This is a genomic window from Rhodococcus sp. NPDC127593 (assembly GCF_042671975.1).
GTDB lineage: Bacteria > Actinomycetota > Actinomycetes > Mycobacteriales > Mycobacteriaceae > Rhodococcus_F.
This window is the reverse complement of the sequence record NZ_JBHXWI010000030.1, coordinates 73,882-98,255: the sequence shown is the minus strand read 5'-3', so window position 1 is coordinate 98,255 and position 24,374 is coordinate 73,882. Positions and strand designations below refer to the sequence as shown.

The window sequence follows — 24,374 nt, the reverse complement described above, 5'->3', positions numbered from 1 at the left end:
CGACTGGGCTCCTCCCACTCCCGGTCGCTCCACCCGGGTAGTGGGTGGTCCGGTCTCGATACCTCGGGCAACGAAGCACACCCGAAGGCGACCCGCGACCGATGCCCGCACAGGATCGGGCAGTCCGCCCGCGCGGGTCAGCGAGCACCGGTCTCGGCGTCGGTCTTCCACAGCCCGCGCTGATCGAGGTCCTCGATCAGGTGATCTGCGCCGTCCATGATGTGCGATTCCATCAGAGTTCTGGCTTTCTTGGGGGCGTGCTTCCGCAAGGCGTCGAGGAGGAGGGGGTGCTCGTCCTGCGTCGTGGTGAGATGGCCCTCGATGCTGGCGTAGAACCGGTTCGGAAGGTTCGTGACGAGGGAGCCGAGGAGGCGGGCAAGCCTCGGCGAGTCCGCGGACAGGTTGATCTTGCGGTGAAATGCGTGCCCGAGGGAGGCGATACGGTCCTCGTCGCCCTCGGCGATCGCAGTCTCGTGGTCGTGGAGGATCGTCTCCAACTCGGTGATCTGGTGGGAGGTGATGATCCGCGCGGCGCGGGCGGCCAGCTCGCCGGCCAGCTGGGCCTGCGCCCAGAAGAGATCGTGGACATCCTGCTTCGTGAACGCGGCTACAACGAAACCGCGCCGGGGGACCATCTCGACGAATCCCTCACTGCGCAGCGCGAGCAGGCCCTCCCGGACCGGCGTGGTGCTGACACCGACAGCCTCGGCGATCCGCTCGATGCGGAGGAAGTCGCCCTCGCGCACCTCTCCTGAGATGATCATCTCGCGGACATACGTCGCCACTTCCTCGGGAAGTTGTTGTCGTCTCGACCTGTCATTGAGGGGCATCGTCAGGGGCGCCTTCCGGGTTTTGGAACTTGACATAATATACCATTCGATAGGTATTGTCTTGTGTTCCGTCTGGGTCACATCGGGTGCGCGGTCGCCTTCGCTGCCCTGGTTCTCGAGATCATACAAGCCGCATGCCGCGGATGGTGGTCGATCAGGGCGTCGGAGCTGGTACTCCCGGAACGCAACGCCGGAGTGGGTGTCGAGGAATGCGTGGAGCCGGACGTAGGCGAGTGTGTGACGAGACGTTGTGGTCCGGGAGGGTGCCGCAGACTCCGCTGAGGGCGAGCTCGCCGCCGGGGTCGCCGACCGCCCTGGCACCGTATCCTGTTGGTGTTCAACACATTTCAAAAGCAGACTGAACGCAGATCTGGTGCAGTAATCCGCAGTAGCGCCCCAGTGAGGAAATCCGCAGGAGAACCGATGTGGTCGGGATCTTCCCGGCCGTATCGCCCTAATACTGCAACGGCACTTGCTTGACAGGTAGACGATACTGATTGTGTGGTCCTTGATCTGGTTGCTGCCGAGTTGGAAGCGTTGCATGAGCGGATATCCGGCCGGTTCGCCCGGTCGGAACCGCGTACCCGAGTCCGTGAATATGTGACGGGTCTGGTCGCGGGTCTGGAACGCAAGAACGGGTGGACCCTCGCCGAGCGGGCCGGTGAAATGAGCCCGGATGGGATGCAACGTCTGCTGCGGCGGGCGACGGGGTGCGCGACGATGTGCGTGACTACGTGGTCGAACGCCTCGGCGACCCGGCCGGCGTGTTGATATAGCGAGCGGGCACGACATCCCATCAGCGATCTATCCTCCCGGCCGACCGGTGGGGGCGACGATCTGTCAACAGGACTCGAAGTCCAGAGAGGGGAAAGTGCTCACCCACGGGCCGCTACCGGTAGCAAGCCTGCCAGAAGCCGGACCCGCTAACACTCATTAGAGAAGGGAACCGTCTTCCATGATCGTCATCGGTATCGATCCCCACAAGTCCACCCACACCGCGACCGCGGTCGACCCGGCCACCAACACCGACCTCGGGTCGATCCGCATCGACGCCACCCGCACCGGCTACAAGACGCTGATCGCGTGGGCCAAGGCCTGGCCCACGCGCAAGTAGGCGATCGAGAACGCCGAGGGACTCGGACATCACCTCGTACAGTGGCTACTGGTCCTCGACGAACTCGTCCTCGACGTTCCGACCACCTCCACCGCCCGGATCCGGCAACTCTCCCGCGGCGGCCGACGGAAGAACGACCGCATCGACGCCGCAGCGGCCGCATGCGTCGCCGCCCTACAGGGCGACGCCCGCCCGGTCGACCCCGAGGGCCCGACCGATATCCTGGCGCTGCTCGACGAGCGTCGAACCAACATGTGTAACAGTCGAACTCGTCTCGCCAATCAGCTGCACGCGTTGCTGCGGCAGCTGCTCGCCGGCGGCGCCCCGACCTCGCTGACCGCGCCCGCGGCCACGGCACTGCTGCGAGGCTTCCGTCCCCGCAGCGACGTCGATCGGATCGTTGTCGGGCTGTGTCGGGACCTGATCGCCGACATCCGCCGCCTCGACGACCAGCTCGCGGCGAACGAGAAGCAGATGACCCGGGCGCTCGACGAGCACGGCACCCGCCTACGCGAGGTCGACGGGATCGGTCCGGTGACCGCCGCACGCCTGATCGGCCGAACCGGACGAGCCAGCCGGTTCCCGACCGCCGCGGCCTACGCGAACTACAACGGATCGGCACCGGTGCAGATCGCCAGCGCCGACACCGACCGCCACCGACTGTCCCGGTACGGGGACCGGCAACTCAACAGCGCGCTCTACACCGTCGCGATGGTGCAGATCCGGATGCCGGACAGCGCCGGGCGCGCCTACTACGACAAGAAAATCGCCGAGGGCAAGAGCCCCCGTGCCGCGACCCGCAGGCTCAAACGGCACCTGTCCGATCACGTCTGGCGCATCATGCTCGCCGACGAAGAACGCAGCCACCGACAACACGAGAGAGAACCCGCAAGCGCGGCTTGACAAACAGAGAGGCACCCCCGGGCCACCTGGCGGGCTAGGGTCACTACCCGCCTGGACAACGTTGCCCGTCAGTACCTCATCCACGGTCGAGGCGTCGACGCCGGCTCGGTCGAGTGACCCGCGGATGGCGTGCGCGCCCAATTGGACTGCGCTCAGCGATGCCAGTGTATCGGCCAGTTTTCCGATCGGGGTGCGTGCCCCGGCAATCATCACGGTCTCGGTCACGTTCTATTACCTTTCGTGCGTCGCTGTCGCCGCCTACGGCGACGGCGGGACCGCGCTGCACGTGGTGTGCAACGCGGTCTCCTTGTTGCGAGTGGGGGCCGAGTCGACCATGTGCTCGACCATTCAGTCGGTCGAATTACGGGCGAGTCGGAAGAACGCTGAGAACGGAGGACATTCTTCTACGCCGTCCCAGACGCTTCTGGCTCGTGCGTAACGGCCAGGAGCGTACGTACCAGTTCGTCGATCGTAGCGCCTGAATCCAGACTTTCCACCAGCTCCTTGAGCCTCGCAGGTGTGTGGGCGTTCAGCGGCTTCGCCGCAAACGCCACACAGTCCGCCGTCTTCGAAGTGATTTCAGTCGACGTCATGGGGTTCTTGGGGTGGCCCTTCGGGTAATCGATTCGTGACTCCACAACGGACCCGTCCGTGAACTCCACTATTACCAGCGCGGGTGTCACGAAGCGATGCCAGTCGCGATCGATATCCTCCTCGACGAATGGCACCACTTTGCGGGTGAGAGCGAGCACTTCTTCACGGCCGATTCCGTCGACGGAGAAGTTCTCGATGCTCAAGCCGTTGTCGACCCACGCGGCAGCGACGGTGTAGGGAATGCTGAACTGAGCTTCGACGATGGTCTTGGGCGCTCGGCGTACTTCTTCAGGCACGCAGACCATTTGATAACCAGGCCCGGTGACACCGACCTTGATCGACGCGATCTCGTCTGCGGACCGACCCGTGCGGTTGCGGATTTCGAGTGCTGCATCGACGGCGGAATGAGTGTCTCGGCAACACGGGTACGGCTTGTAGCTCAGATTGAGCATCTCGAAGCGTGTGCCCAGGCCGTCTTTCGCAGTTGTCACGTCGACGCGATCCTGGAGATAGATCCTGAAGAATCCGTCGGCTCCCTCGAAGATGTTTCTGGGGCCCCTGATGCCACGCTTCGCCAATTGTGCTGCGACGACGCCGGCTTGTGCCGCGAGGCCGGGTTGCAACCGCTTCATCAGGGATGCGTCGCGAGTGACCTGATGGTTGCCGGCGACCGAACTGTAGACGATGCCCAGTGCGTCCCAGGTCTGCTCTGCGGACAGCCTCAGAGCACGGCTCGCCGCGGCAGCGGCTCCGAAGTATCCGAGTAATGACGAGTAAATGAACCCGGATTCGACGATGTCGACCCGGATCGCGGTACCCAGTCTGCAGGTGATCTCCAGTCCTGCGGCAACGGCCGACAGGACGTCTTCACCGGTGGCATCGTTGTTGAGCTGAGCAGAGGCCAACGCTGCGGGGACGGAGGATATGCCCGCGTGGAGAATTGCAGCATCGTGTGTGTCGTCGTAGTCGCGTGCGTGCGCCATAGCACTGTTGAGCCAGGCGGCGTGGTGTGCTGGATAGCGTCCACCGAAGACCCACGCGTCCGCTTGTGGCGCCCCGCCCCACTCGTCGACGATGTCTCGCACCACATCCACGGCCGGTGCCGTGGATCCGGAGACCGCGCAGGCAAGGGTGTCGAGAATGTTCGCCTTGACCGCGTCGACGACAACTGCGTCGAGCTTGGCCACGGACAGTCCGGATATGAAGTCGGCGAAAGTGGACGCCAGGTCCAATTTGTCCTTGGCCCCATCAGAATGCTGACTCATGTATTGTTCCTTCTTCTCGGTGTCGGGGTCGATCTCGGCCGCCACACTGCGTGCGGCGATGGTTGTCACGCAATTTACTCGGTCTGCAAACTATTCCAATTATCAAAGCGCACAGTGAAACTATCGATAGCGACAATTGAGGCGACGTGAGATCCGCAATCGAGCCCGTCACAAGAGCTGCGATCGGGCGTGACCCGACGAATCCCATCAACCACAGCGCCATGACGCGACCACGCATGTCGTCACGTATTCGTACCTGAATCATGGTGCTGGCGGCTGCGCTTCCGACGATCAACCCAAAGCCAGCCACGGCATTCGCTGCGACTGCTGCTCCCACATTGGGGGCTGCAGCGCAAGCGCCCAAGCCGATGGTCATCGATGCGATTCCGCCGCTGCACACCCGTTCGTGCGGAAGTCGTGGACCCATCCACGAACTCGCAATAACGCCCACGACGGCGCCGGCACCGAACCCGGCAGTCATCGCACCCACCGAACTCGAACCGCCCCCCAGCCTGTCTGCGAGAATGGGCGCTAGTGTCGTGAACGGTTCGCACGCGAATCCGAGTGTTGCCACGGCGAGTAGCAGCAACATGAGGGGACGGTCGCGCGCGACCACGCGCAGTGCCGCTCGCATCGACGAGTTCCGCGGACTGGGACGGGGCTCGCACGCACGAGGAATCTTGATGAAGGGCAAGATCGCGACGAACAGCAGGTGCCCAGTCGTAGCCGCGACGAACGCCCATGCGGGATCGGAGAAGTGGACCATCAGTGCACCCGAAGCCGGTCCGATCACCCTGCCCATCGTCATCGGAGCGGTATTCAATGTCATGGCCGTCGGCAGCTCCACGGGACGGACGAGATGCGGCGTGACGGCCTGCATCGCCGGACCGCCGGTCACCAATCCGAGACCCGTGACAACCGATGTTGCGATGACCACCCACGCAAAGGACCAGCCGGTGGGTTCCATCGGTGAAAGCAGTACGCCCGCCAGTGCGGCGGATCCGATCGCACAGACGAGTCGACCTATGATGATCTGCCGGATCAGATTGCCCTTGTCGGCCCGCGAGCCTGCGAGCGGCGCCAGCAGAAGCTGGGGGGCAAACTGAGCGACTGTCACCAGCGCGACCGCCAATGCCGAGCCGGTCGCCTCGAATGTCACGATGGCGGCGACGACGGAGTGTAGGTAAACCGCACTCGCAGTTGCCAGCTTGCCCCAGAAGAAGCTGCCGAAGTTGGGATCGAGGAGCAGCCGGAATGCCCCTCGGCGGCGTTGGTTCGTCGACTTTCCCACCCCAGCTTCCATATTCGCTCCATCGTCTGTTGTCATCCACGCCAGCCCGTCGGTCTCAGCGGCTACCGAAGATTTGCACTGCCGTAGCCGCGTCGGGTGATCCTCCGTGCCCGTCACATCCTGCTTAATGCAGGCGCGCCGACCATCGGCTTCTCGGGTTTCTCCGCTGAGTACAAATGGCATGCCACATCGACACTGCCTTCGTCGCGCCTGGCTACAGGCTTGTCGCGGCGGCAGATGTCCATGACGTCCGGGCATCGCGTCTGGAATGGGCATCCCGGAGGCGGCGACGCGGGATCGGGAAGATCACCCTTGAGGACGGTACGTTTCGCCTTCTTGGTCCTGTCCGGATCAGGCATCGGGATAGCCGAGAGAAGCGCCTGCGTGTACGGATGCTTCGGATTGATGTAGACACTTTCCACCGGACCGGATTCCACGATGTGACCCAGGTACATGACGGCCACGCGGTCGGCGATGTGCCGGACCACAGCGAGGTCGTGCGCGATGAACAGGTAGGAGAGTCCGAAATCTTCGCGCAGATCCTCAAGCAGGTTGATGACCTGATTCTGTGTGGAGACGTCGAGAGCAGAGACCGCCTCGTCGCACACGATCAATTTGGGGCGCAACGCCAATGCGCGGGCGATCGCGACACGTTGTCGCTGGCCGCCGGAGAATTCATACGGGAATCGTGTGGCATGACTCGGGCGTAGACCTACCACGTCGAGGAGCTCGCTCACGGTGGACCACGCCTGCCGTTGCGACATGCCACGGTGCACTCTGAGCGGCTCGCTGATGCTCGCCCCGATCGTGGCGGACGGATCCAACGAGGAATACGGATCTTGGAACACCATCTGCATATGTGGCCGCAGGTCCCGCATGGCGCGCCCGTGAGCAGCTCGAACATCGTGACCGTCGACGAAGATCTCGCCGCTGTCGACGGGGAGCAACCCGAGCAGCGCCCTGCCTGTGGTGGATTTTCCGGAACCGGATTCGCCTACGAGGCCGAGGGTCTCTCCGTGTCCGATGTCGAAACTCGCATTGTTGATCGCGCGCACTTCTCGCGTGGGCCTGAACAGCTGTCGCTTGCGAAACGACAGGTTGAGGTCCTTGACTGAGACGAGGGCATCGGGACTTGAATGCTTCATCATCGAGCTCCTTGCAGGTGAAGTTCGTCGACACGAATGCATGCCGCGGATCCGGATCCGTTGTCGCGCAATCGCATTGTGTGCTCCTGACACGCCGCGACGCTGTGCTTGCATCGAGGTTCGAATCGGCATCCGGGTGGCATCGCCCACGGTTCCGGCGTGGATCCCGGAATCGTTGCAAGTTTTCCATGCTGGTCACCCAGCTGTGGCATCGCGGTGATCAGTCCTTCGGTGTACGGATGTCGGGGCCTCGTGAAAATATTTCTAGTGGAAGCCGTTTCGATGACTTCACCGGCATACATCACAATCACTCGGTCGCACGTCTCTGCGACGACTCCGAGGTCGTGGGTGACGAACACGACACCCATGCCGGTTTCGGACCGGAGATCCCGCAGGAGGTCGAGGATCTGGGCCTGCACGGTGACATCGAGTGCGGTGGTGGGCTCGTCGGCGATCAGCAGTCGCGGTTCGCAGACGAGTGCCATAGCGATCATCACCCGTTGACGCATGCCGCCGGAGAATTCGTGGGGGTAGTCGCAGAGCCGCTGCACCGCATTCGGTATACCCACCAGATCGAGGACTTCGACCGCACGCTTCTTTGCTGCCTTGCGCGATCCGCCGCGGTGTTGGCGGTAGGTCTCGGCGATCTGATCGCCGATGGTGAATGCAGGGTTGAGGCTCGTCATGGGTTCCTGGAACACCATCGAGATCGCGTCGCCTCTGATGTGACGCATGTGCGAGGTGCTGGCCTTGGTGAGGTCCTCTCCTTCGAACATGATGCGACCGCCTGTGATCCGGCCGGGCGGCGTGGGTATGAGGCCCAGTACGGACAGGCCGGTGACGGTCTTGCCGGATCCGGATTCCCCCACCAGACCCACGATCTCGTCTGCATTGATGGCGAAGGAGACCCCGTTTACGACGGTGTGCCACCCGTGCTCCGTGGCGAAATCGACTTTCAGGTTTTCGATCTGCAGCAACGGCGCGGTTGTCGACCGGTCGGATGCCGCGACCTCAGCGGCTTGTACGTTCATCGTCATTTACCCTTTCGAATCTCGCGGCCGAGTGCGTCACGTAAGCCGTCGCCGATGAGGTTGAACGACAGGGTGGTGATGGCAATCGCGACGCCGGGAACGATTGTCAGTAGCGGCGTCGTGCTGATGTCGTTGAAGCCCCGGCCAAGCATGCTTCCCCAGCTCGGAGTTGGTGGTACGACGCCCAATCCGAGAAGACTCAGGGCGGCCTCGGCAAGTAGTGCCGCGGCCATCAGCAGCGAAATCTGCACGAGAAGTGGTGACATCACGTTCGGGAGAATGCGACGCGTGAGAATGCTGCGCGTGGGAGTGCCGATACTGATCGACGCCTCGACGTAGGTCTGTTGCCGTACCGCCAGTGTGGAGCTTCTGACAATGCGAAACAGCCTGGGTGCGTATGAAATCCCCAGGGCGATCATGGCGTTGACCAGACCCGGGCCGGTGGCTGCGATCACTGCGATTGCCAGGATCATCGCTGGGAACGTCATCAGAACGTCGGCGGTTCGGCTGAGAAGCCAATCCATGCGGCCACCGAAGTATCCTGCCAGCAGCCCGGTGGGGATGCCGATGATGCCTGCGATCGCGACGGCGAACGTCGCGGCAGTCAGGGAAACTCGGCCGGCATAGAGCAGGCGCGAAAACGTATCTCGTCCCAGACTGTCGGTGCCGAGCCAGTGTTCGGTCGAAGGACCGGACAACCGATCGAACACATCGAGCTGGTTGGGCCCGTAGGGGGCGATCAGTGGCGCCGCGATCGATGCGATCCCCAGTAAGAGGAGAACGATCGCAGCGGCGAGCGCGACCCGGTTGGAGCGAAATCGTCGCCAGAACCTTTTCAAGCCTGCGAAACGCTTCGGTACCGCGGGGGTTGCTGTCACCGGGGCGGTACGGTCGATGACTGTCATGCTTGCCTCACCCGGGGGTTGAAGTATCCGTAGGAAACGTCGACCAGGAGATTGATCAACAGGATGAATATTGCGGTGACCAGTAGAACGCCCTGAACCATGGGGAAGTCACGACTGAACACCGCCTGGTAGCCCAACTGTCCTAGACCTGGAATGGCGAACAACTGCTCGATGACGATCGTTCCGCCGATGAGTCGGTTGACCTCGATGCCGAAAACCGTCGCGATCGGCAGTCCAGCGTTCTTGAGGGCGTGTTTGCCCACGATCTGCAGTCGTGATAGTCCCTTGGCTTCTCCGGTTCGGATGTAGTCCTCGGACATCACGCCGGCGACGGCAGCACGTGTCTGTCGTGCGATTACCGCGGCCGGTGCGATCGCCAGCGCAGAAGCCGGAAGCACAACGTGGCTGAACCAGGCCCCGAATCCGTCACCCAGTGGGGCGTATCCCACCGCAGGTAAGATCGGGTTCTCGATCGCGAAGAAGAGAACGAGCATCATGCCAACCCAGAAGTAGGGAACGGCAACGCCGAGGCTCGCGGTGAACGTGGCGACGCGGTCGATCCACGTGCCCTGGCGCAGTCCGGCGACCAAGCCGACGGAGACGCCTAGAAGGAGACCCATCGTGATGGCCACCAGTGCCAACGACAGCGTTGCCGGGAGTCGGGTAGCGATTGCGGCACCGACCGACTCGTTGCTGTAGAGCGAGCTCCCCAGGTCTCCGGTGACCGCGTCGGTGAGCCACCCCCAGTACTGAACGAGGAACGGATCGTTCAGGCCGAGTTGCGTTCGCACCTCGTCTATCTGTGCGGCGGTCGGGTTCTGCCCGGCCAGAGAGACGGCGGGATCACCGGGGACCAGCACGATCAGAGTGAAGATCAGCAAGCTGACCACGAGAAGTAGTGGAACGGTATACGCCAGTCGGCGCGACAGTAGGGAAAGCACGGGTCCTCCAGGCTGATTGATCAGGAGCGGTGAGCACTGCGTCCTGGTACCGGGCGCGTCAGTTGGTCGACGGTGTCACGCCCACGCCACGGAACAGGCGGTTGCCGAGTGCGTAGATTTCGACGCCTTTCACTCGGTCGTTCATGGCGAAGACTCCGATCGGATGGCACAAAGTGATCTGAGGAGCGACTTCCTCGTGGACGGTATCCATCAATTCGGTGTAGGCGGCCGCCCTGTCCTCGGTGGAGACGAGATCCATCGCTTGTTGGTGAAGTTCGGTGATCCTGTCTGTTCCCCATCCGCCTGGATTGTTGAATCCGTTAGGCAAGTAGAATTTTCCGGTGGTCACACTGGGGTCGGACTCACCCTGCTGGGATGACAGGACGGCCTCCGCCGTCTTGTTCACACTGAAGTCCTCGGCCAGGGTTCCTGGATCGACAGGTTGGACCCGCATGTTGATCCCGACGTCGGCCAGGTTGGCCTGAACCACCTCGGCAGCACCGAGATAGGTTGATCCCTGGTTCATGACTTCCAGTTCGAAGTCGAATCCATCGGCAAGTCCGGCCTCGGCCAATAGTTCACGTGCCTTGTCGGGGTTGTATCCGTACGACTCGGGCGTGATGTTCTTCGACGATGCGAAGTACGACTCGGGAAACAGTTGGGATGCCGGCTTGCAGAAGTTGTTCTGGACGGCTCCGAGCGCAACTCTGTCGATCGCGTAATTGATCGCCTCGCGAACGCGCTTGTCTCCGAAGTGGGAGAGTTGAGTGTTCAGGCTGATGTTCCACGAAGTCACGCCTCCGTCGTCCTGGCAGGTAACCAAGCCCGCTTTGACCGTGGCGTCGTACATGTTGTCGCGGATGAACGTTGCGTCCGCGGCCTCTGTCGTGATCGCATTCAGTCGAGCGTTGTCGTCACCAGAAATGATGAAGTCCATCTCGCGAGCACCCTGCGACGAAGGATCCCAGTAGTTGTCGACTGCTGTGTATTCGACCCGGCTGCCCGAAAGGTAGTTCGAGATCCGGTAGGCGCCTGACCCTCCGGTCGGCGCGAAGGACTGATTCTCGTCGTCCATCACCAGCGGGCTCATCATCATGCCGGCGGAACCGCCGAGGATGCCGATCAAAGCGCCAGCGCCACGGCTGACATTGAATCGGACCGTGTTGGAGTCGACGGCTTCGACGCTATCGACGATATCGAGAGCCCTGGTGTTGTACGTGCCGGGTGCTCTGTGCCTCTCGATGTTCGCTACGACCGATTGCGCGTCGAACGGTGCGCCGTCGTGGTACGTGTATCCATCGATGAGGTTCATGTCGAGCGACTTCGAGTCCTCGGCCACGGTCCAGGAGCGGGCGAGCATGGGCTCGGGTTCGCCCTCTGCGTTGATGCGAACGAGGGTGTCGTAGAGCGGGAACAGGTACATCAAGCTGTGCGTCGCCGTAATGCGGTCCGGGTCGAAACTTGTGCTGTCGGTGCTGTACATCCACTTGAATGTGCCGGTCTCGTCGGCACCCTGAGCTGATGGCGGGCATGGCACTGCTTCTGCCAGAGCGACGCTCGGCGGGCCGTCCGACGACATAATTCCGCACGATGTCGTCAGAAGTATGACGCCAGCAGTAGTGGCCAGTTTGAGACGCCGCTTCATTGTTGTCCTCGCAATCGTATATACGAACTAAAGTTCGGTAATAGGATGGTAGTGGCGTAGAATGTGCTGTGTCAACGATCACTGAGGGTGCTCAGTGTGGTTGGGGGCACCGACCGATCAAGCGGCTAGCGACGGGACCTCGATTCCGCGCCGTGCTGGAGCTACGACGACGACCTGCAGCAAGCCGAATCCCGTGGCGCCGGGGCCGGCTGGCGCCAGCCGGGAAGGCGTCGCAGCTGCCCGACGAGAAACGAGAGCGGGTCTTTTTCGAATTGCGGGCCTGTCCACTCGGGCCAGCCTGTTCGTAAGAGACCCGCGCTCGTCAGAGCGCGCCGCACTGTTTCGGAGGCTCGCACCGTGGGGCCTTTCGATGGTGATCATCGGACCGCTGCTGTCGTGGGGCATCTTCACCCTGTTGTGACCGGTGGGATCCTTTCCTGGGTGGCACGGTTTCCTCGAAGTGACGTTCGCGGTTCCCGGCCCGAACTCGGTTCGCGTACCGCGTCGATCCGCACGCCCTCTTCGCGTGCTCAGAGTGCGTCGGCTCCAACGTTTTCCGGGTTGCGGTAAGGCTGCCGAGGAGCTTGACACTCTCTTCAGTCGGCGACTCGGATTCAGTGGTGTAGGCGAACATCGTCCATCCGGAACTGTGAAGGAGTTCCATTGCTTCGTAGGCGAATTCGAGTTCACCGATCTCGGGGTGGTGGATGCGTTCGACTCCGCTCCGGTGGAAGCGGGCTTTGCTGGCTGACCAGCGGATCCGGAAATCGTCGCTGCGGGTAACGAGCTCGCCGATGAGATCGGTCAGACCCTTGTCGAGTGGATTGCGTCCCGCATAGGTGCGCAGGTTCGCGACTATGTCATCGGCTCCGCGTTCCCAAACAGGATAGTCGATGCGGGCGGCGGGGTTGAGGAAGACGAAACGGGCATTGTTGCCCTGGTTTACCGGATCGGCCAGCAGCGGTGCCAGCAGCGCGAGTCCGAGGTGGTTGGCAGCGATGAATCCATGCGCTGGTTGCGCACCCAGGTGGGTGCCCGTGATTGCGTCGAGGAAACGTTGGAGGGTCGGTCGGGCTTCCTGGTCGTCGCTACGTTTACATCGCCGGATCGGCTGCGGCTGCGCGGTGCGGGTGAGGTCGTAGAGGTGCCGCGTTTCGGCGAGTTGCAGAACCCGGGACAGGCTGTCGAGGACGTCATCGGAGACACCGGCCAGGTTGCCATGTTCCATCCGGGCGTAATAGTTGATGCTGATCCCAGCCAGCAGCGCGACTCTCGCGCCGGAGTCCCGGTGCTCGGCGATGCCCGGTACCGGTGGCGAGGCCGGCCTGGGTCGGGCCGATCCGCCCGCGCCGCGTGCGGAGGAACTCGCGCACCTCGAGCTGGTTGTCCATGTCGTGACGGTAGATCGCGTCCTGCGCGTGAAGAAGGAACTACCAGTACACGTAATAGCCGACACTTGCAGCCACGTTCGCTCGCGCGTCCAATGGCGTTGACTAGGTATCGGTCCCCATCGCGTTCACCACCAGGAAGACATCCTCTTGGCGGATTTCGGACGCGCAACCGATAAGGCCGGATCGGGCCTGCATGTACTTGCTGGATTGGTTACATACGCCAGATTAGACAGTAATGCTGTGTATGATTCGACCATTAACTGCCGAGATAGCGAATCTGCTTCCGGATTAAAACAGCACTACTGTCTAGTTTGGTGGGTGAAGTCTCGTGGATGAACGTGTCGATCGGCTGAGGGGGCACGTTGTTCTCTTCAACCGCAAAATTCGAAGTAACAGCTCAGGGCATCTGATGACTCCGACGCAGATGCAGGCTCTGTCGCATCTGGACCGGTCGGGGCCGTTGAGCGCACGCGCTCTTGCGGACCTGGAGCAGGTCGCCCCGCAGACCATCGCCCGGACGGTCTGCTCCTTGGAGATCAAGGGGATGGTCACTCGTTCGGGCGATCCGAAAGATGCTCGTTCGCAGCTTATTTCGATCACGGAGCTGGGTGTCAGTACTCTCACGGCGGATCGGGGCAGGCGTAGTGAGTGGCTGGCGGCCGCGATCGAGGAACGATGTACCGATGTCGAGCGGGAACTGCTGTTCCTCGCGGGAGGCCTGCTGGCCCGCCTCGCGGAGGTTCCTGGCCAGGCCCGGCCGCGGGAGGGGCGGTCGTGACCGCTGTCGGCAGTCGGACTGCTGCGTCGGAAGGCCAGGCCGATCCCGTTCCGTGTGAGCGGTGCGCTCGCGACCGGTAGCGTTCTGCAGCCGCTGAACTCGTCGATGATCGCCGTTGCCATCGTCGGCATTGCTGCACAATTCGGGTCCGCCTCGGGGGTCTCCTGGGTCATCTCGGCGATGTACATCACCACAGCGGTGGGTGCGCCGACGGCGGGCCGCATGGGTGCACTGTTCGGAGCGCGCCGTGTATTCGTCGGTGGCCTGGTTCTGGTCGCTGTCGGCTCGATCGTGGGAATGCTGGCCCCGGATGTGGGATGGCTGATCGCCGCGTATGTTCTTCTCGGCATCGGGATTTCGGCGCACATGCCCAACGCCATGACGATGATCCGCAGCTATGCGGAGCGGTACGGTCGACAATCGCGCACAGCGCTCACCACCCTGGTGGTGTGCGGTCAGTCCGTTGCTGCGCTCGGGCCCACGATCGGCGGCTTGCTCGTGGGTACGTTCGGATGGCAGTCCATCCTGTGGGTGAACCTCCCGGTCGTGGTGCTCAGCGCTGTTGCCGTGATGCGTGCGGATGTCGGGTTCGCCGGCGGACGCCCGGCGTCGGTACGCGTGGCCCTCCATGCGCTCGATGTGGTCGGCATTGCGGTGTTCCTCGTCACGATCACCTCGTTGATGTTGCTGCTCGTCTCGCTTCGAGATCGTCCGTCGTGGTGGCTGCTGCCCGTGGCCGGAATCGGCCTCGCCCTGTTCGTGTGGTGGGAGTGGCGAGCGCCCGAACCCTTCTTCGATGTTCGCGCCTTGGTGCGCAACCGCGCGCTCAGTAACACTCTGATTCGGACGATGATCACCTACACCTGCTTCTACTGCGTGTTCTTCGGCATTCCGCAGTGGCTGCAGTATGTGCGGGGGATGAGTGCGATCGAGGCCGGCCTGACGATGCTGCCGGTCGCGGGGGTGAGCGTCTTCTCGACGATCATCGGGTCTCGTCTCTACCGGAGGGCGGGGGCTCGGGCGACCCTTCTGGTCGGCACGGTGGCTCTGTTGCTCGGGGGCCTTCTGATTGCCTCCGTCGAGCGTTCGACAGCGCCCGTACTGGTCCTGTTGCTTGTCGCTGCGGTGCTGGGCATTCCCAACGGGTTCAACAATATTGGCAATCAGAGCCTGGTCAATTCGGTGACCTCGGTCGAGGAGGTCGGCACTGCGATCGGCATGTTCCGCACGATGGCGTTCATCGGAGCCAACCTCTCGGTGGTGGCGCTTCAGGTGACTGCCGGTCACGAGATCGACGACGCCGGACTGCATCGAATGGGTTGGTTCATTGCCGCAACAGCGTTCGTGCTGGTTGTCGGGGTCGCGCTCTCGCGCAACATGGGTCCGAAGGTCGAGGTGGAAAGAGTCGATTCTCGACCACGCTCGGGGTAGCTCCTCCTTTCTGCACTGCCGCCAACCATCAATATGGTTGCATATACGACCTAGGGTTCCTATATAAGAACAATGCCGCTACGCTCGGGACGGAGAAGACATCTAGAACTCACCGACCCCGGAAGGCTCCCCATGACCGTGTTGGCCGTGCGGCACACGACCCCGGCGTCTCGCACCTACTCGGGTGAGAACGCCCTCGACCTGCTGTCGAAAGAACTCGACCGTCCCGGCCCTCACCGCGTGATGCTGGTCTGTGGCGCCTCGATGCTGGCTCACGACGAGGCGCTTCGTCGCGTGGAATCGGCCATCGGGGAACGGTTGGTTGCGCGCTTCAGCGAGGTGCGCGAGCACAGCCCGCTGCCGTCTGTGGAGAAGGCACGCGATGTGCTGATCGACTCCGGGGCCACTGCAGTCGTGGCGCTGGGCGGCGGCTCCGCGGTCGTCACCGCGCGGGCGGCGGTGATTCTGGCGGGTGAGAACGGAGATGCCCGCGACCTGTGCACCCGGCGGGCGGACGACGGCCGGATGATCAGTCCACGCCTGTCTGCCCCGAAGGTTCCGATGTGGGTCGTCCCGTCCACGCCGACGACCGCCTACGCCAAGGCCGGCGCCGCAGTACGGGATCCCGCGACAGGCGAGAGGCTGGCGCTGTTCGATCCGAAGGCGCGCGCGACGGGTGTCGTGTTCGACCCGGTGGTGGCATTGACCGCGCCGGCGCCGCTGATACGTTCGTCGTCGCTCAACGCCCTCGCGTTGGCAGTGGACGGGATGCAGTCGACGGGCGGGAACCCGCTGGCCGAAGCACTGCTCGGCCACGCATTGACCGTTTTGACGACGTGGCTGGGCCGTGTCGGCGACCGGCCCGACGCCGAGACCGCCGTCCAGTTGATGTTCGGCGCGCTCCTCGCGGGGCAGGGCAGCGATCACGCCGGAACGGGCTTGGCGCAAGCACTTTCACATGCGGTGGGGCCGCGGTCGACGGTGGGCAACGGCGTCGTCGAAGCCCTTCTGTTGCCGCACACGATGCGTTTCAATCTCGGCGTGACCGACGAAGCCCTCACTCGGATCGCGCGTCTGCTGGGTGCGCCGGGAACCGATTCACCGGCCGATGCCATCACCGCGATCGAAGCGGTGTTGACCTCTGCTCGAATTCCGCTACGGCTTCGCGATATCGGCATCGAGCAGGCCGACCTGCCGGACATTGTCGAGCACACGCTGCACGACTGGGCCGTCACCGCGGTCCCGCGTCCTGCTGATCGCGACGGGCTGCGCAGCATTCTCGATCAAGCCTGGTAACGCAAGCTCGTTACGTTTCGCCTGCGTGTGGCCCGGTTCAGGTACTTCTTTGCCCGTGGGTGTTCCTAAATAAAACCAAGAGTTCTAATATACGAACTATCGCATTCCGTTGCCCTCGGGCCAGCGAGTGCCGCCGACACGAGAACACCGTCACGTCCAGCCGGTCTGCACTACAGAACCGGCCGTCCATTCACAAGGAGAGACGTTCATGACGACACAGCCGCAGAGCTGGTCCTTTCCCCTGCAGGCAGATAACGGGCCCGCACCGATGCTCATCGACGGGAGTTGGCTCTCGTCGATCTCGGGGCAGACGTTTCCGACCTACGACCCGGGAACGGGCGAGAAGATCGCGGACGTCGCGCTCGGTTCGGAGAAGGACGCCGAGGTTGCGGTCGCGGCCGCCCGCCGCGCCTTCGACGAAGAGCGGTGGATGAAGCTGCCGGCGCAACAGCGGGGTGCAATCCTGTGGCGGGCCTCCGAGCTGATCAAGGCCTCGGCCGACAAACTGGCCAAGCTCGAGAGCCAGGACATGGGAATCCCCGTTCCCCAAGCCCGCGCCATGGTGCTCGAGGCTGCCGCGCAGTTCCAGTACTACGCCGGATGGGCAGACAAGACCCACGGGCGCACCGCCGACCTCGGTCCCGCCGAACGGCGCATCCAGGGTTACACGCTACGAGAACCGGTCGGCGTGGTGGCGATGATCGTGCCCTGGAACGCCCCGCTGATCTCGGCATCGAAGAAACTTGCCCCCGCCCTCGCCGCCGGATGCACCTGCGTCCTCAAGCCCGCCGCCGAAACCCCACTCACCGCGCTGTGGCTGGGACAGATCCTCTTCGCAGCCGGCGTCCCTGCGGGTGTGGTCAACATCGTCACCGGCCCCGGCTCGACCGTCGGAGCCGCGCTGGCCGAGCACGACGACGTCGATGCCGTGGCATTCACCGGCTCGACCGAAGTCGGACGCTCGATCATCCATGCCGGTGCCGGCAACATCAAGAAACTGTCCCTCGAGCTCGGCGGCAAGTCACCGGTCATAGTCATGCCGGACGCCGACCTCACGGCCGCAATTCCCGGAGTGGCAGGCGCGGTCTTCTGGAACACCGGCCAGGTCTGCGCCGCGGGTACCCGACTGTTCGTTCACGAAGCGGTCTTCGACCAGGTCGTCGAAGGTGTCGCGGAAGAAGGCCGTCGACTGCGCATCGGTTACGGAACGGACCCGGACGTCGATCTCGGTCCGTTGATCTCCCGCAAGCAACTCGAACGCGTCACCGCATACGTCGACGGTGGCCGAGAGGCCGGCGCCCGCGTCGTGTCCGGCGGCAACCGGATCGGCGACAAGGGCTACTTCTTCGAGCCCACCGTCTTGGCCGACGTCGACCAGACCATGGCCGTCATGCGCGAGGAGATCTTCGGACCCGTCCTCGGGGTGATGCCCTTCTCCGATGTCGACGAGGCCGTCGCCCTCGCAAACGACAGCTCGTTCGGGCTGGCCTCGAGCGTGTGGACACGCGACGGCGCAGTCGGCCACGCGATCGCGCGGCGACTGCGTGCCGGACGTGTGGGCATCAACGTGCACCGCGCGGGCGGCGTGCACATGCCTGCCGGCGGCTACCGCCAGTCGGGATGGGGTCGCGAGAGCGGTCCCGAGGCGATGGAGAACTACCTCGAGACGAAGTCTGTCGTCTCAACTCTGAGCTGACCCAGCTGGAAAAGGCTGCGGCCAACTCACCGCAGGCTCATACATCCACAAGGAGAACCATGACCCAGACACAGGACCCCCAGATCGGGCGCGAGCTCGCGCAGGCGAAGTTCACCGACGAGATGCTCGACAACATGCGCGCACTGATCGGCACCGAACTGCGCACCGCCTCGGCGGTGAACAACGAGTACGCAACGCGATTGGCCATCCTGCGCTTCTGTGAAGGCATCGGTGACGACAACCCGGTGTGGACCGACGAGGAGTATGCGTCGACCACAGCGCACAAGGGAATCATCGCTCCGCCGTCGTTCATCTTCGCCTGCCTGGGTTCGGTGCAGGTCGGATGGCCCGGCCTCGGCGGATTCCACTGCGAAACCACCATCAACTTCCACGAACCGATCCGCGTCGACGACAAGATCACCGCGAAGGTGGTTTTCGACGGGTTCGACGGCCCGACCGACGCAAGTAACTTCGCCGGCCGACGGATCAAGGACTACCTGCGGCAGGAATACCGCAACCAGAACGACGAGCTCGCCGCAACATTCATCTGCTCGCGGATGCGGTTCGAGCGCACCGAGATGCAAGCGAAGCGTGAGTCCCGCAAGGTCGAACTTCCACACCCCTGGACCGAGGCCGAGCTCGAACGGATCGAGTCGGACATCCTCGCCGAGAAGCCGCGTGGTGCCGAACCGCGCTACTGGGACGACGTTCAGATCGGTGACGACCTCGACGTGATCACCAAGGGCCCGATCGGACTGACCGACGAGATCGCGTTCGTCGCCGCAGGTGCCGCACCGATCCCGCGCATCGCCGCCCACGGTGTCGCGCTGCGCCGCTACAAGAAGCACCCCAAGTGGGCCTTCCGCGACCCGTCGACCAGCGCGCTCGAGCCCGTCTACTCCGTGCACTACAACGACTACGCGGCCCGCCTGCAGGGCGCCCAGGTCGCCTACGACGTCGGAATCCAGCGCACCTCCTGGCAGATCCACCAACTGACGAACTGGATGGGAGACGACGCCTTCCTCGAGTCGATCCACGGTCAGTACCGCTCCCACGTCTACCTGTCCGATGTCGTCCGCCTGGGCGGCCGGATCACCGACAAGCTCATCGACGACGCCGGCCACCACGTCGTCCACGTCGAGACCTGGGCAACCAACCAGCGCGATCAGTCCGTGATGCCCGGTTCCGCCGTCATCCGCCTGCCGCACCGCGCGGCCGACGCCGAGGAGAACGCGCAGTGACCCCCGAGCCCACCACCACGACCTGGGGAACGTCGATCGTCCCCGTCGTCGTCGACGGCCGAGAATTCCGCATGTACGCGGAACGCCCACGCAATCTCGGGTCACTGTTGCCTTTTGCGGACCGCTGGAGCGAACGTGCGCACATCGTCCAGGGCGAACGCGTGATGACTTTCGCCCAGTTCCATCGGACAGTTCGGGCACGCACCTCTGAACTGCGGGCACGCGGCGTCACCACCGGTGATCGCGTGGTGATTCTCGGATGGAACAGCCCGGAATGGATCGTGAACTTCTGGGCGACCGTCTCCGCCGGCGGCGTCGCGGTTCTGGCCAACGCCTGGTGGAGCGAGAAGGAACTCGCCGACTCGCTGGACACGGTTGCCCCCGCATTGGTGATCGCCGACGACCGGGTCGTCGACCGGGTGCCGTCCCAATGGGAGTTGCTCCCCTGGGATCCGCAGTCCGAGACCGACTCGGAGACACAGCTGGAAGCGTCCGTCGATGACATCGACGAGAACGCCCCCGCGACGATCATCTTCACCTCCGGAACCTCGGGCCGCCCCAAGGCCGCCGTCCTCTCCCACCGGTCGCTGCTTGCCGGACTGCAGATGCTTCTGCACATCACCCGGCGGTTGCCGCATCAGGTCGACGAATCGACCGGCCAGCCCGCCCTGCACACCGGGCCCATGTTCCACGTCGGCGGAGTGCAGACCCTCCTGCGGGCGATCTGCGTCGGGGACACGCTGGTGATGCCGGCAGGCCGGTTCGATCCCCTCGAGGCAATGCGACTGATCGAGCAGTGGCGCGTGCAACGGTGGAGCGCGGTGCCGACCATGGTCTCCCGTGTTCTCGAGCATCCGGATGTTCGGACCCGCAACCTGACCACGCTGAGGTCATTGACCGTCGGCGGCGCCCCGATGACCCCGGAGTTCGTCGAACGCATCCGCACCGGGCTCTCCGGTGTGGAGCCGCGAATCGCCACCGGCTACGGGCTGACCGAGAACGGCGGACAAGGCGTCGCGGCCTCGGGAGCCGACACCGTCGAGCGCCCCGGAACCACCGGACGGGCTCTGCCGTGCGTCGAGATCACGATCGCCCCGGCTACCGAGTTCACGGACGGGGAAATCCTCCTGCGGAGCCCGACCCAGATGCTCGGGTACCTGGGGGAAAAGGAAGCGCCGATCGACTCCGACGGCTGGCTGCACACCGGTGACCTGGGACGTCTGGACGACGACGGATACCTGTTCATCACCGGACGGTCGAAGGAGATGATCATCCGCGGTGGTGAGAACATCGCCCCCGCAGCGGTCGAAGCGGCTCTGACGGCCTTGCCGGACGTGGCAGACGCCGTCGTGTTCGGGATGCCTCACCCGGATCTGGGTGAGGAGGTCATGGCGGCGGTCGTTCTCACCCATGACGTCGATCCGGACACCCTGGCAGGTCAGCTGCGTGGCCGGATCGCATCCTTCGCGATCCCGAGCCGCTGGGTCCCGCACCGCGAGCCCTTCCCGGTCAACCACGCAGGCAAGATCGACAAGAAGGGGGTCGTTGCCGCCGCACGACAGCTCCTCGAGGAGGTCCGATGACCAGCGTGGTTGAAGCCCTCACCCAGGGACGGGTGGGCATCGTCGAAGTACAGCGAGGACCGCACAACTTCTTCGACGAGGCCAGTCTGAGCGACATCGGTGAGGCACTCGTGCACTTCGACTCCGTCGCCGATGTTCGTGCGATCGTCCTCTGCTCACAGGGACGGAACTTTTGTGCGGGCGCCGATCTCCGGGGTGTGGACCAACACATCCTTCGCCGGGTCTACCGCGCAGCTGCGTCGCTGTTCACCACCCGAAAGCCCATCGTCGCGGCAGTCCAGGGCGCGGCGGTCGGAGGTGGGCTCGGTCTCGCGTTGGCCGCGGACTTCCGTGTTGCGGGCGAGGACGCCAGGCTGACGGCGAACTTCGCGAGACTCGGCTTTCATCACGGCTTCGGGCTGTCTGTCACCCTTCCCGCGGTCGTCGGCCAGCAGAAGGCACTGGACCTGCTGTACACCGGCCGCAACGTCGGTGCGGACGAGGCTCTGGCGATCGGATTGTGTGATCGGGTCACCGCCGGTGATCCCCGTGAGGCCGCGATCGAGTGGGCAACCGAGATCGCGGAGTCCTCGCCGCTGTCTTTGGTTGCCATCAGGTCCACGATGCGACGCTCCCTCGCTGCGCAGGTGACGGCGGCCTTGGACGAGGAAGCCACCGCGCAGACGATGCTGCTGGCAACCGCTGATCTGCACGAGGGCATTGCGGCTTCGATCGCCAAGCGTCCCCCGGTATTCGTCGGAGCCTGAGATGAAAGGCTGCAGCGGCCGGATACCACGAATGGATGGGGTTAAATTGTGACCGTGAGCGATTCTTCGAGCGACCGCGTGGACCGAGGTCCGCAGAACCACCGGACGATCGACCGTGTGACACGCATCCTCGAAGAGGTTGTCTACAACCCGGGGATGACCTTCGCCGAGCTGTCCCGAGCGTTGGACGCTCCGAAGAGCTCGGTACACGGTTTCATTCGCGGGCTGGTCGCTGCCGGATGGCTCCACCAGGACAACAACCGGTTCTACATCGGTCCGGCCCTGCACGGGCTGACGCTGGCAAGTGGACACCTTCGTGCCGGATCGGTCACCGACGCCGATCTCCAGGCGCTGCACGAGGCGACCGGCGTGACCGTGTTTCTCGGCGTTCAAGCCGGCGACAACCTCATCTATGTCTCCGAGATCGGTGCGGATCTCCTCGCCGGGTTCGGCGCCCGCAAGAATATTCGCCGGCGGTTGCTCGAGACCGCCGGCGGCAAGGCACTGCTGGCCGACCAGCCAGCGAGCCAGATGGACGCCTACCTTCGTCGGTGCGGGAGTGACGAAGCGGCGCTCGTCGACACCTTCCTCAGCGAATACGACGAGATCAAGCGCACCCGCGTCGCCCGGAACACGCTCCACGCCGGTACTCGGTTCGCGCTGGCCACGGTGGTTCGGAACAAGGCCGGGAATCCTGTTGCCGAAGTGACCCTGGTCGGTGCGAGCGCCGACATGCTGCCACGCGAGCAGGAACTGAGGAAACTGCTGCTCGACCACGTCGACGGATGGCAGCAGCGGATCGGTTCCCCGCGCTGAGCGCTGAGTCGCAGAGCTCGTGCGGCAGTTGCACCGCTGGGCGCCACCGCTCGTTTCACCACGAATCGTGACCTCGCAGGTGAACCGAGCGGGCGCGCCCGGCGGCGTCAGCAATGACGAAACACCAATGCCGCCTTCGCCCTGATGACATGTCGGATCGATCGTCCACATCAAACTTGTGCAGTAGTGACTCGAGAAAGGGAAGCTGCGATGGATGCGGCCTCTTCACCAGTATCGACACCCTTCGTGCTGCTCCACGGCGGTCGCCACGGCGGGTGGTGTTGGCGGCGTGTCGCCGCGCTTCTCCGCCAGGATGGACATGAGGTCTACACACCGACCCTGACGGGGCTGGGCGACCGATCTCATCTCCTGAGCCCGCAGATCGGCCTCGACACCCATATTCAGGATCTCGTCGCGACTTTCACCTTCGAAGACATCCGAGACGCCGTGCTCGTCGGTCACAGCTACGGCGGCATGGTGGTCACCGGTGCGATGGAGGACATCTCCGACCGTGTGAAGACCGTCGTCCTGCTCGACGCACTCGTGCCCCGCGCCGGGGAGTCGGTCTTCGACCTGAACGGTGAATCGCGGGCCGCGGCGATGACCGCGCTGGCCGATGAGCACGGAGATTCCTGGTACATCCCCCCGGCCGACGCGAGTCGATACGGGGTGACGGATCCGGACGACGTCGCGTGGGCGAACAGTCGAATGACCGCGCAACCACTGAAGACCTATCAGGATCGGATCGGCGCCACCGACCGGCTCTGGCGTCACCCCGGGATGTTCGTCGAGTGCGTCCCCTCGTCACTCGAACCCCATCTGCTCGAGCGAGCCCGAGAACGTGGTGCAACCGATCCCCGCTTCCACTACCGGGTACTGCAGACCTCTCACAACGCGATGGTCACCGACCCCAAGGCTGTGGTGGAGCTCCTGTTCGAGGCGCGTGACCTCGCTTAAGACACGTGGGTGGGCTCCAGGACGACACCTCCGGGCACGACCGGGCGCAGAGCGTCGTCCAAGTCGTATCGAATCGGGATTCCGGTCGGAATGTTCACCGCACCGATGTCGTCGGCAGTCAGGCAGTCGAGATGCATGATCAGCGCGCGCAGGGCATTTCCGTGGGAGACGACCAGTGTTGTTCGACCGCGCACCAGATCGGGGACGATTGCTTTCTCCCAGTATGGGAGTAGCCGGTTCTGCACGTCGTGCAGTGACTCCGCCGAGGGGACGTCGACGCCCAACGCGCGATAACGGGGATCGCCGTCCTGTGAGAAAGCGCTACCTGGTCGAATCGCGGGTGGTGCAACGTTGTACGAGCGTCGCCATAGCAAGAAGCGGGCGTCGCCGAACTGGGCGCGGACATCTTCTCGGGTTCGCCCTTGGAGGTCTCCGTAATGGCGCTCGTTGAGCCGCCAACTGCGATGGACGGGAATCCATTGACGTTCAGCGGCATTGAGCGCAACATCGGCCGTCGCGACAGCACGGCGCAGCAGCGACGTGTGCACGACATCCGGAAGCAGGTCGGCCTGACGGATCAGCTCACCGGATCGGTGGGCCTCGGCCTGCCCCGCGTCGGTCAGTGGAACATCGACCCAGCCGGCGAACCGATCAGCGGCGTTCCACGCGCTTTCCCCGTGCCGTAAGAGGATCAGGCGGCGCCGCCCACCCGTCACGCTTCTGTGTCCGGAGTCGGAGTTCATCGTCAGCTCCCTTCGTAGCGTGCTCATGGCCA

At 63.8% G+C, this 24,374-nt stretch carries 21 protein-coding genes and 2 pseudogenes; 12 read left to right on the top strand and 11 right to left on the bottom strand.

The window, feature by feature from the left end:
* Nucleotides 1–137 precede the first annotated feature (137 nt).
* Nucleotides 138–830: a GntR family transcriptional regulator gene (locus tag ACFVJ3_RS26910; protein ID WP_378454955.1), complete on the bottom strand. Its 693-nt coding sequence runs from the start codon at nt 828–830 to the stop codon at nt 138–140.
* A 501-nt stretch (nt 831–1,331) separates the two neighbouring features.
* Here ACFVJ3_RS26910 and ACFVJ3_RS26905 point away from each other — a divergent pair.
* From ACFVJ3_RS26905 to ACFVJ3_RS26895, 3 genes and pseudogenes are all read left to right on the top strand, one after another.
* Nucleotides 1,332–1,603: pseudogene (locus ACFVJ3_RS26905) on the top strand (IS701 family transposase); the annotation flags it as partial.
* 182 nt (nt 1,604–1,785) lie between these two features.
* Nucleotides 1,786–1,944: a hypothetical protein gene (locus ACFVJ3_RS26900; protein ID WP_378454954.1), complete on the top strand. Its 159-nt coding sequence runs from the start codon at nt 1,786–1,788 to the stop codon at nt 1,942–1,944.
* Nucleotides 1,945–1,947: 3 nt separating this feature from the next.
* Nucleotides 1,948–2,847, top strand: coding sequence for an IS110 family transposase (locus ACFVJ3_RS26895; RefSeq protein WP_378454978.1), 900 nt, complete (start codon nt 1,948–1,950; stop codon nt 2,845–2,847).
* Nucleotides 2,848–2,898: 51 nt separating this feature from the next.
* Here the strand turns inward: ACFVJ3_RS26895 and ACFVJ3_RS26890 are convergent.
* The 9 genes and pseudogenes from ACFVJ3_RS26890 to ACFVJ3_RS26850 form a co-directional block, all read right to left on the bottom strand.
* A pseudogene (locus ACFVJ3_RS26890) lies at nt 2,899–3,057 on the bottom strand (acetyl-CoA C-acyltransferase); the annotation flags it as partial.
* Nucleotides 3,058–3,251: 194 nt separating this feature from the next.
* Nucleotides 3,252–4,775 carry an MmgE/PrpD family protein gene (locus tag ACFVJ3_RS26885; protein ID WP_378454953.1) on the bottom strand — a complete coding sequence of 508 codons (1,524 nt, stop codon included), beginning with the start codon at nt 4,773–4,775 and terminating at the stop codon, nt 3,252–3,254.
* The gene (locus ACFVJ3_RS26880; protein ID WP_378454977.1) at nt 4,690–6,009 is read right to left on the bottom strand and encodes an MFS transporter; all 1,320 of its coding nucleotides are present in this window, start codon (nt 6,007–6,009) and stop codon (nt 4,690–4,692) included. Before ACFVJ3_RS26880 ends, ACFVJ3_RS26885 begins: the two co-directional genes overlap by 86 nt.
* Nucleotides 6,010–6,110: 101 nt before the next feature.
* A complete protein-coding gene (locus tag ACFVJ3_RS26875; protein ID WP_378454976.1) occupies nt 6,111–7,142 on the bottom strand; it encodes an ABC transporter ATP-binding protein in 1,032 nt (343 codons plus the stop codon).
* Nucleotides 7,142–8,173, bottom strand: coding sequence for an ABC transporter ATP-binding protein (locus tag ACFVJ3_RS26870; RefSeq protein ID WP_378454952.1), 1,032 nt, complete (start codon nt 8,171–8,173; stop codon nt 7,142–7,144). Before ACFVJ3_RS26870 ends, ACFVJ3_RS26875 begins: the two co-directional genes overlap by 1 nt.
* A gap of 2 nt (nt 8,174–8,175) precedes the next feature.
* Nucleotides 8,176–9,078 carry an ABC transporter permease gene (locus ACFVJ3_RS26865; protein ID WP_378454951.1) on the bottom strand — a complete coding sequence of 301 codons (903 nt, stop codon included), beginning with the start codon at nt 9,076–9,078 and terminating at the stop codon, nt 8,176–8,178.
* A complete protein-coding gene (locus tag ACFVJ3_RS26860) occupies nt 9,075–10,019 on the bottom strand; it encodes an ABC transporter permease (protein ID WP_378454950.1) in 945 nt (314 codons plus the stop codon). Before ACFVJ3_RS26860 ends, ACFVJ3_RS26865 begins: the two co-directional genes overlap by 4 nt.
* Nucleotides 10,020–10,077: 58 nt before the next feature.
* The gene (locus ACFVJ3_RS26855; RefSeq protein ID WP_378454949.1) at nt 10,078–11,502 is read right to left on the bottom strand and encodes an ABC transporter substrate-binding protein; all 1,425 of its coding nucleotides are present in this window, start codon (nt 11,500–11,502) and stop codon (nt 10,078–10,080) included.
* 484 nt (nt 11,503–11,986) lie between these two features.
* Entirely contained in the window at nt 11,987–12,892 is a 906-nt protein-coding gene (locus ACFVJ3_RS26850) for a transcriptional regulator (RefSeq protein ID WP_378454948.1), read from the bottom strand.
* 572 nt (nt 12,893–13,464) lie between these two features.
* Here ACFVJ3_RS26850 and ACFVJ3_RS26845 point away from each other — a divergent pair.
* The 9 genes from ACFVJ3_RS26845 (at nt 13,465) to ACFVJ3_RS26805 (ending at nt 23,599) form a co-directional block, all read left to right on the top strand.
* Nucleotides 13,465–13,833, top strand: coding sequence for a MarR family winged helix-turn-helix transcriptional regulator (locus ACFVJ3_RS26845; protein WP_378454947.1), 369 nt, complete (start codon nt 13,465–13,467; stop codon nt 13,831–13,833).
* 54 nt (nt 13,834–13,887) lie between these two features.
* On the top strand, nt 13,888–15,264 hold the full coding sequence (locus tag ACFVJ3_RS26840) for an MFS transporter (protein WP_378454946.1): 1,377 nt from the start codon (nt 13,888–13,890) through the stop codon (nt 15,262–15,264).
* A 132-nt stretch (nt 15,265–15,396) separates the two neighbouring features.
* Nucleotides 15,397–16,560 carry an iron-containing alcohol dehydrogenase family protein gene (locus ACFVJ3_RS26835; RefSeq protein ID WP_378454945.1) on the top strand — a complete coding sequence of 388 codons (1,164 nt, stop codon included), beginning with the start codon at nt 15,397–15,399 and terminating at the stop codon, nt 16,558–16,560.
* Between the two features lie 208 nt (nt 16,561–16,768).
* The gene (locus tag ACFVJ3_RS26830; protein WP_378454944.1) at nt 16,769–18,256 is read left to right on the top strand and encodes an aldehyde dehydrogenase family protein; all 1,488 of its coding nucleotides are present in this window, start codon (nt 16,769–16,771) and stop codon (nt 18,254–18,256) included.
* Between the two features lie 59 nt (nt 18,257–18,315).
* Complete coding sequence (locus ACFVJ3_RS26825; protein ID WP_378454943.1) at nt 18,316–19,497, top strand: MaoC family dehydratase N-terminal domain-containing protein; 1,182 nt, start codon at nt 18,316–18,318, stop codon at nt 19,495–19,497.
* The gene (locus ACFVJ3_RS26820; RefSeq protein ID WP_378454942.1) at nt 19,494–21,080 is read left to right on the top strand and encodes a class I adenylate-forming enzyme family protein; all 1,587 of its coding nucleotides are present in this window, start codon (nt 19,494–19,496) and stop codon (nt 21,078–21,080) included. Before ACFVJ3_RS26825 ends, ACFVJ3_RS26820 begins: the two co-directional genes overlap by 4 nt.
* Nucleotides 21,077–21,826, top strand: coding sequence for an enoyl-CoA hydratase/isomerase family protein (locus ACFVJ3_RS26815; RefSeq protein ID WP_378454941.1), 750 nt, complete (start codon nt 21,077–21,079; stop codon nt 21,824–21,826). The genes ACFVJ3_RS26820 and ACFVJ3_RS26815 overlap by 4 nt, the downstream gene beginning before the upstream one ends.
* A 54-nt stretch (nt 21,827–21,880) precedes the next feature.
* Nucleotides 21,881–22,642 (top strand): IclR family transcriptional regulator, encoded by a 762-nt coding sequence (locus ACFVJ3_RS26810; protein WP_378454940.1) that lies wholly within the window; start codon nt 21,881–21,883, stop codon nt 22,640–22,642.
* A 210-nt stretch (nt 22,643–22,852) separates the two neighbouring features.
* A complete protein-coding gene (locus ACFVJ3_RS26805; RefSeq protein WP_378454939.1) occupies nt 22,853–23,599 on the top strand; it encodes an alpha/beta hydrolase in 747 nt (248 codons plus the stop codon).
* On the opposite strand, the gene ACFVJ3_RS26800 is transcribed toward ACFVJ3_RS26805, so the two are convergent.
* Nucleotides 23,596–24,342 carry a 2,3-bisphosphoglycerate-dependent phosphoglycerate mutase gene (locus tag ACFVJ3_RS26800; RefSeq protein WP_378454938.1) on the bottom strand — a complete coding sequence of 249 codons (747 nt, stop codon included), beginning with the start codon at nt 24,340–24,342 and terminating at the stop codon, nt 23,596–23,598. The two genes, ACFVJ3_RS26805 and ACFVJ3_RS26800, sit on opposite strands and share 4 nt — an antisense overlap.
* Nucleotides 24,343–24,374 lie beyond the last annotated feature (32 nt).

What these genes read in the sequence shown, in the direction of transcription:
- ACFVJ3_RS26910 (WP_378454955.1), bottom strand. Translation starts at nt 830, where the DNA reads ATGCCCCTCAATGACAGGTCGAGACGACAACAACTTCCCGAGGAAGTG.
- ACFVJ3_RS26900 (WP_378454954.1), top strand. Translation starts at nt 1,786, where the DNA reads ATGATCGTCATCGGTATCGATCCCCACAAGTCCACCCACACCGCGACC.
- ACFVJ3_RS26880 (WP_378454977.1), bottom strand. Translation starts at nt 6,009, where the DNA reads ATGGAAGCTGGGGTGGGAAAGTCGACGAACCAACGCCGCCGAGGGGCA.
- ACFVJ3_RS26875 (WP_378454976.1), bottom strand. Translation starts at nt 7,142, where the DNA reads ATGAAGCATTCAAGTCCCGATGCCCTCGTCTCAGTCAAGGACCTCAAC.
- ACFVJ3_RS26870 (WP_378454952.1), bottom strand. Translation starts at nt 8,173, where the DNA reads ATGAACGTACAAGCCGCTGAGGTCGCGGCATCCGACCGGTCGACAACC.
- ACFVJ3_RS26865 (WP_378454951.1), bottom strand. Translation starts at nt 9,078, where the DNA reads ATGACAGTCATCGACCGTACCGCCCCGGTGACAGCAACCCCCGCGGTA.
- ACFVJ3_RS26855 (WP_378454949.1), bottom strand. Translation starts at nt 11,502, where the DNA reads ATGTACAGCACCGACAGCACAAGTTTCGACCCGGACCGCATTACGGCG.
- ACFVJ3_RS26850 (WP_378454948.1), bottom strand. Translation starts at nt 12,892, where the DNA reads ATGGAACATGGCAACCTGGCCGGTGTCTCCGATGACGTCCTCGACAGC.
- ACFVJ3_RS26845 (WP_378454947.1), top strand. Translation starts at nt 13,465, where the DNA reads ATGACTCCGACGCAGATGCAGGCTCTGTCGCATCTGGACCGGTCGGGG.
- ACFVJ3_RS26835 (WP_378454945.1), top strand. Translation starts at nt 15,397, where the DNA reads ATGACCGTGTTGGCCGTGCGGCACACGACCCCGGCGTCTCGCACCTAC.
- ACFVJ3_RS26830 (WP_378454944.1), top strand. Translation starts at nt 16,769, where the DNA reads ATGACGACACAGCCGCAGAGCTGGTCCTTTCCCCTGCAGGCAGATAAC.
- ACFVJ3_RS26825 (WP_378454943.1), top strand. Translation starts at nt 18,316, where the DNA reads ATGACCCAGACACAGGACCCCCAGATCGGGCGCGAGCTCGCGCAGGCG.
- ACFVJ3_RS26815 (WP_378454941.1), top strand. Translation starts at nt 21,077, where the DNA reads ATGACCAGCGTGGTTGAAGCCCTCACCCAGGGACGGGTGGGCATCGTC.
- ACFVJ3_RS26805 (WP_378454939.1), top strand. Translation starts at nt 22,853, where the DNA reads ATGGATGCGGCCTCTTCACCAGTATCGACACCCTTCGTGCTGCTCCAC.
- ACFVJ3_RS26800 (WP_378454938.1), bottom strand. Translation starts at nt 24,342, where the DNA reads ATGAACTCCGACTCCGGACACAGAAGCGTGACGGGTGGGCGGCGCCGC.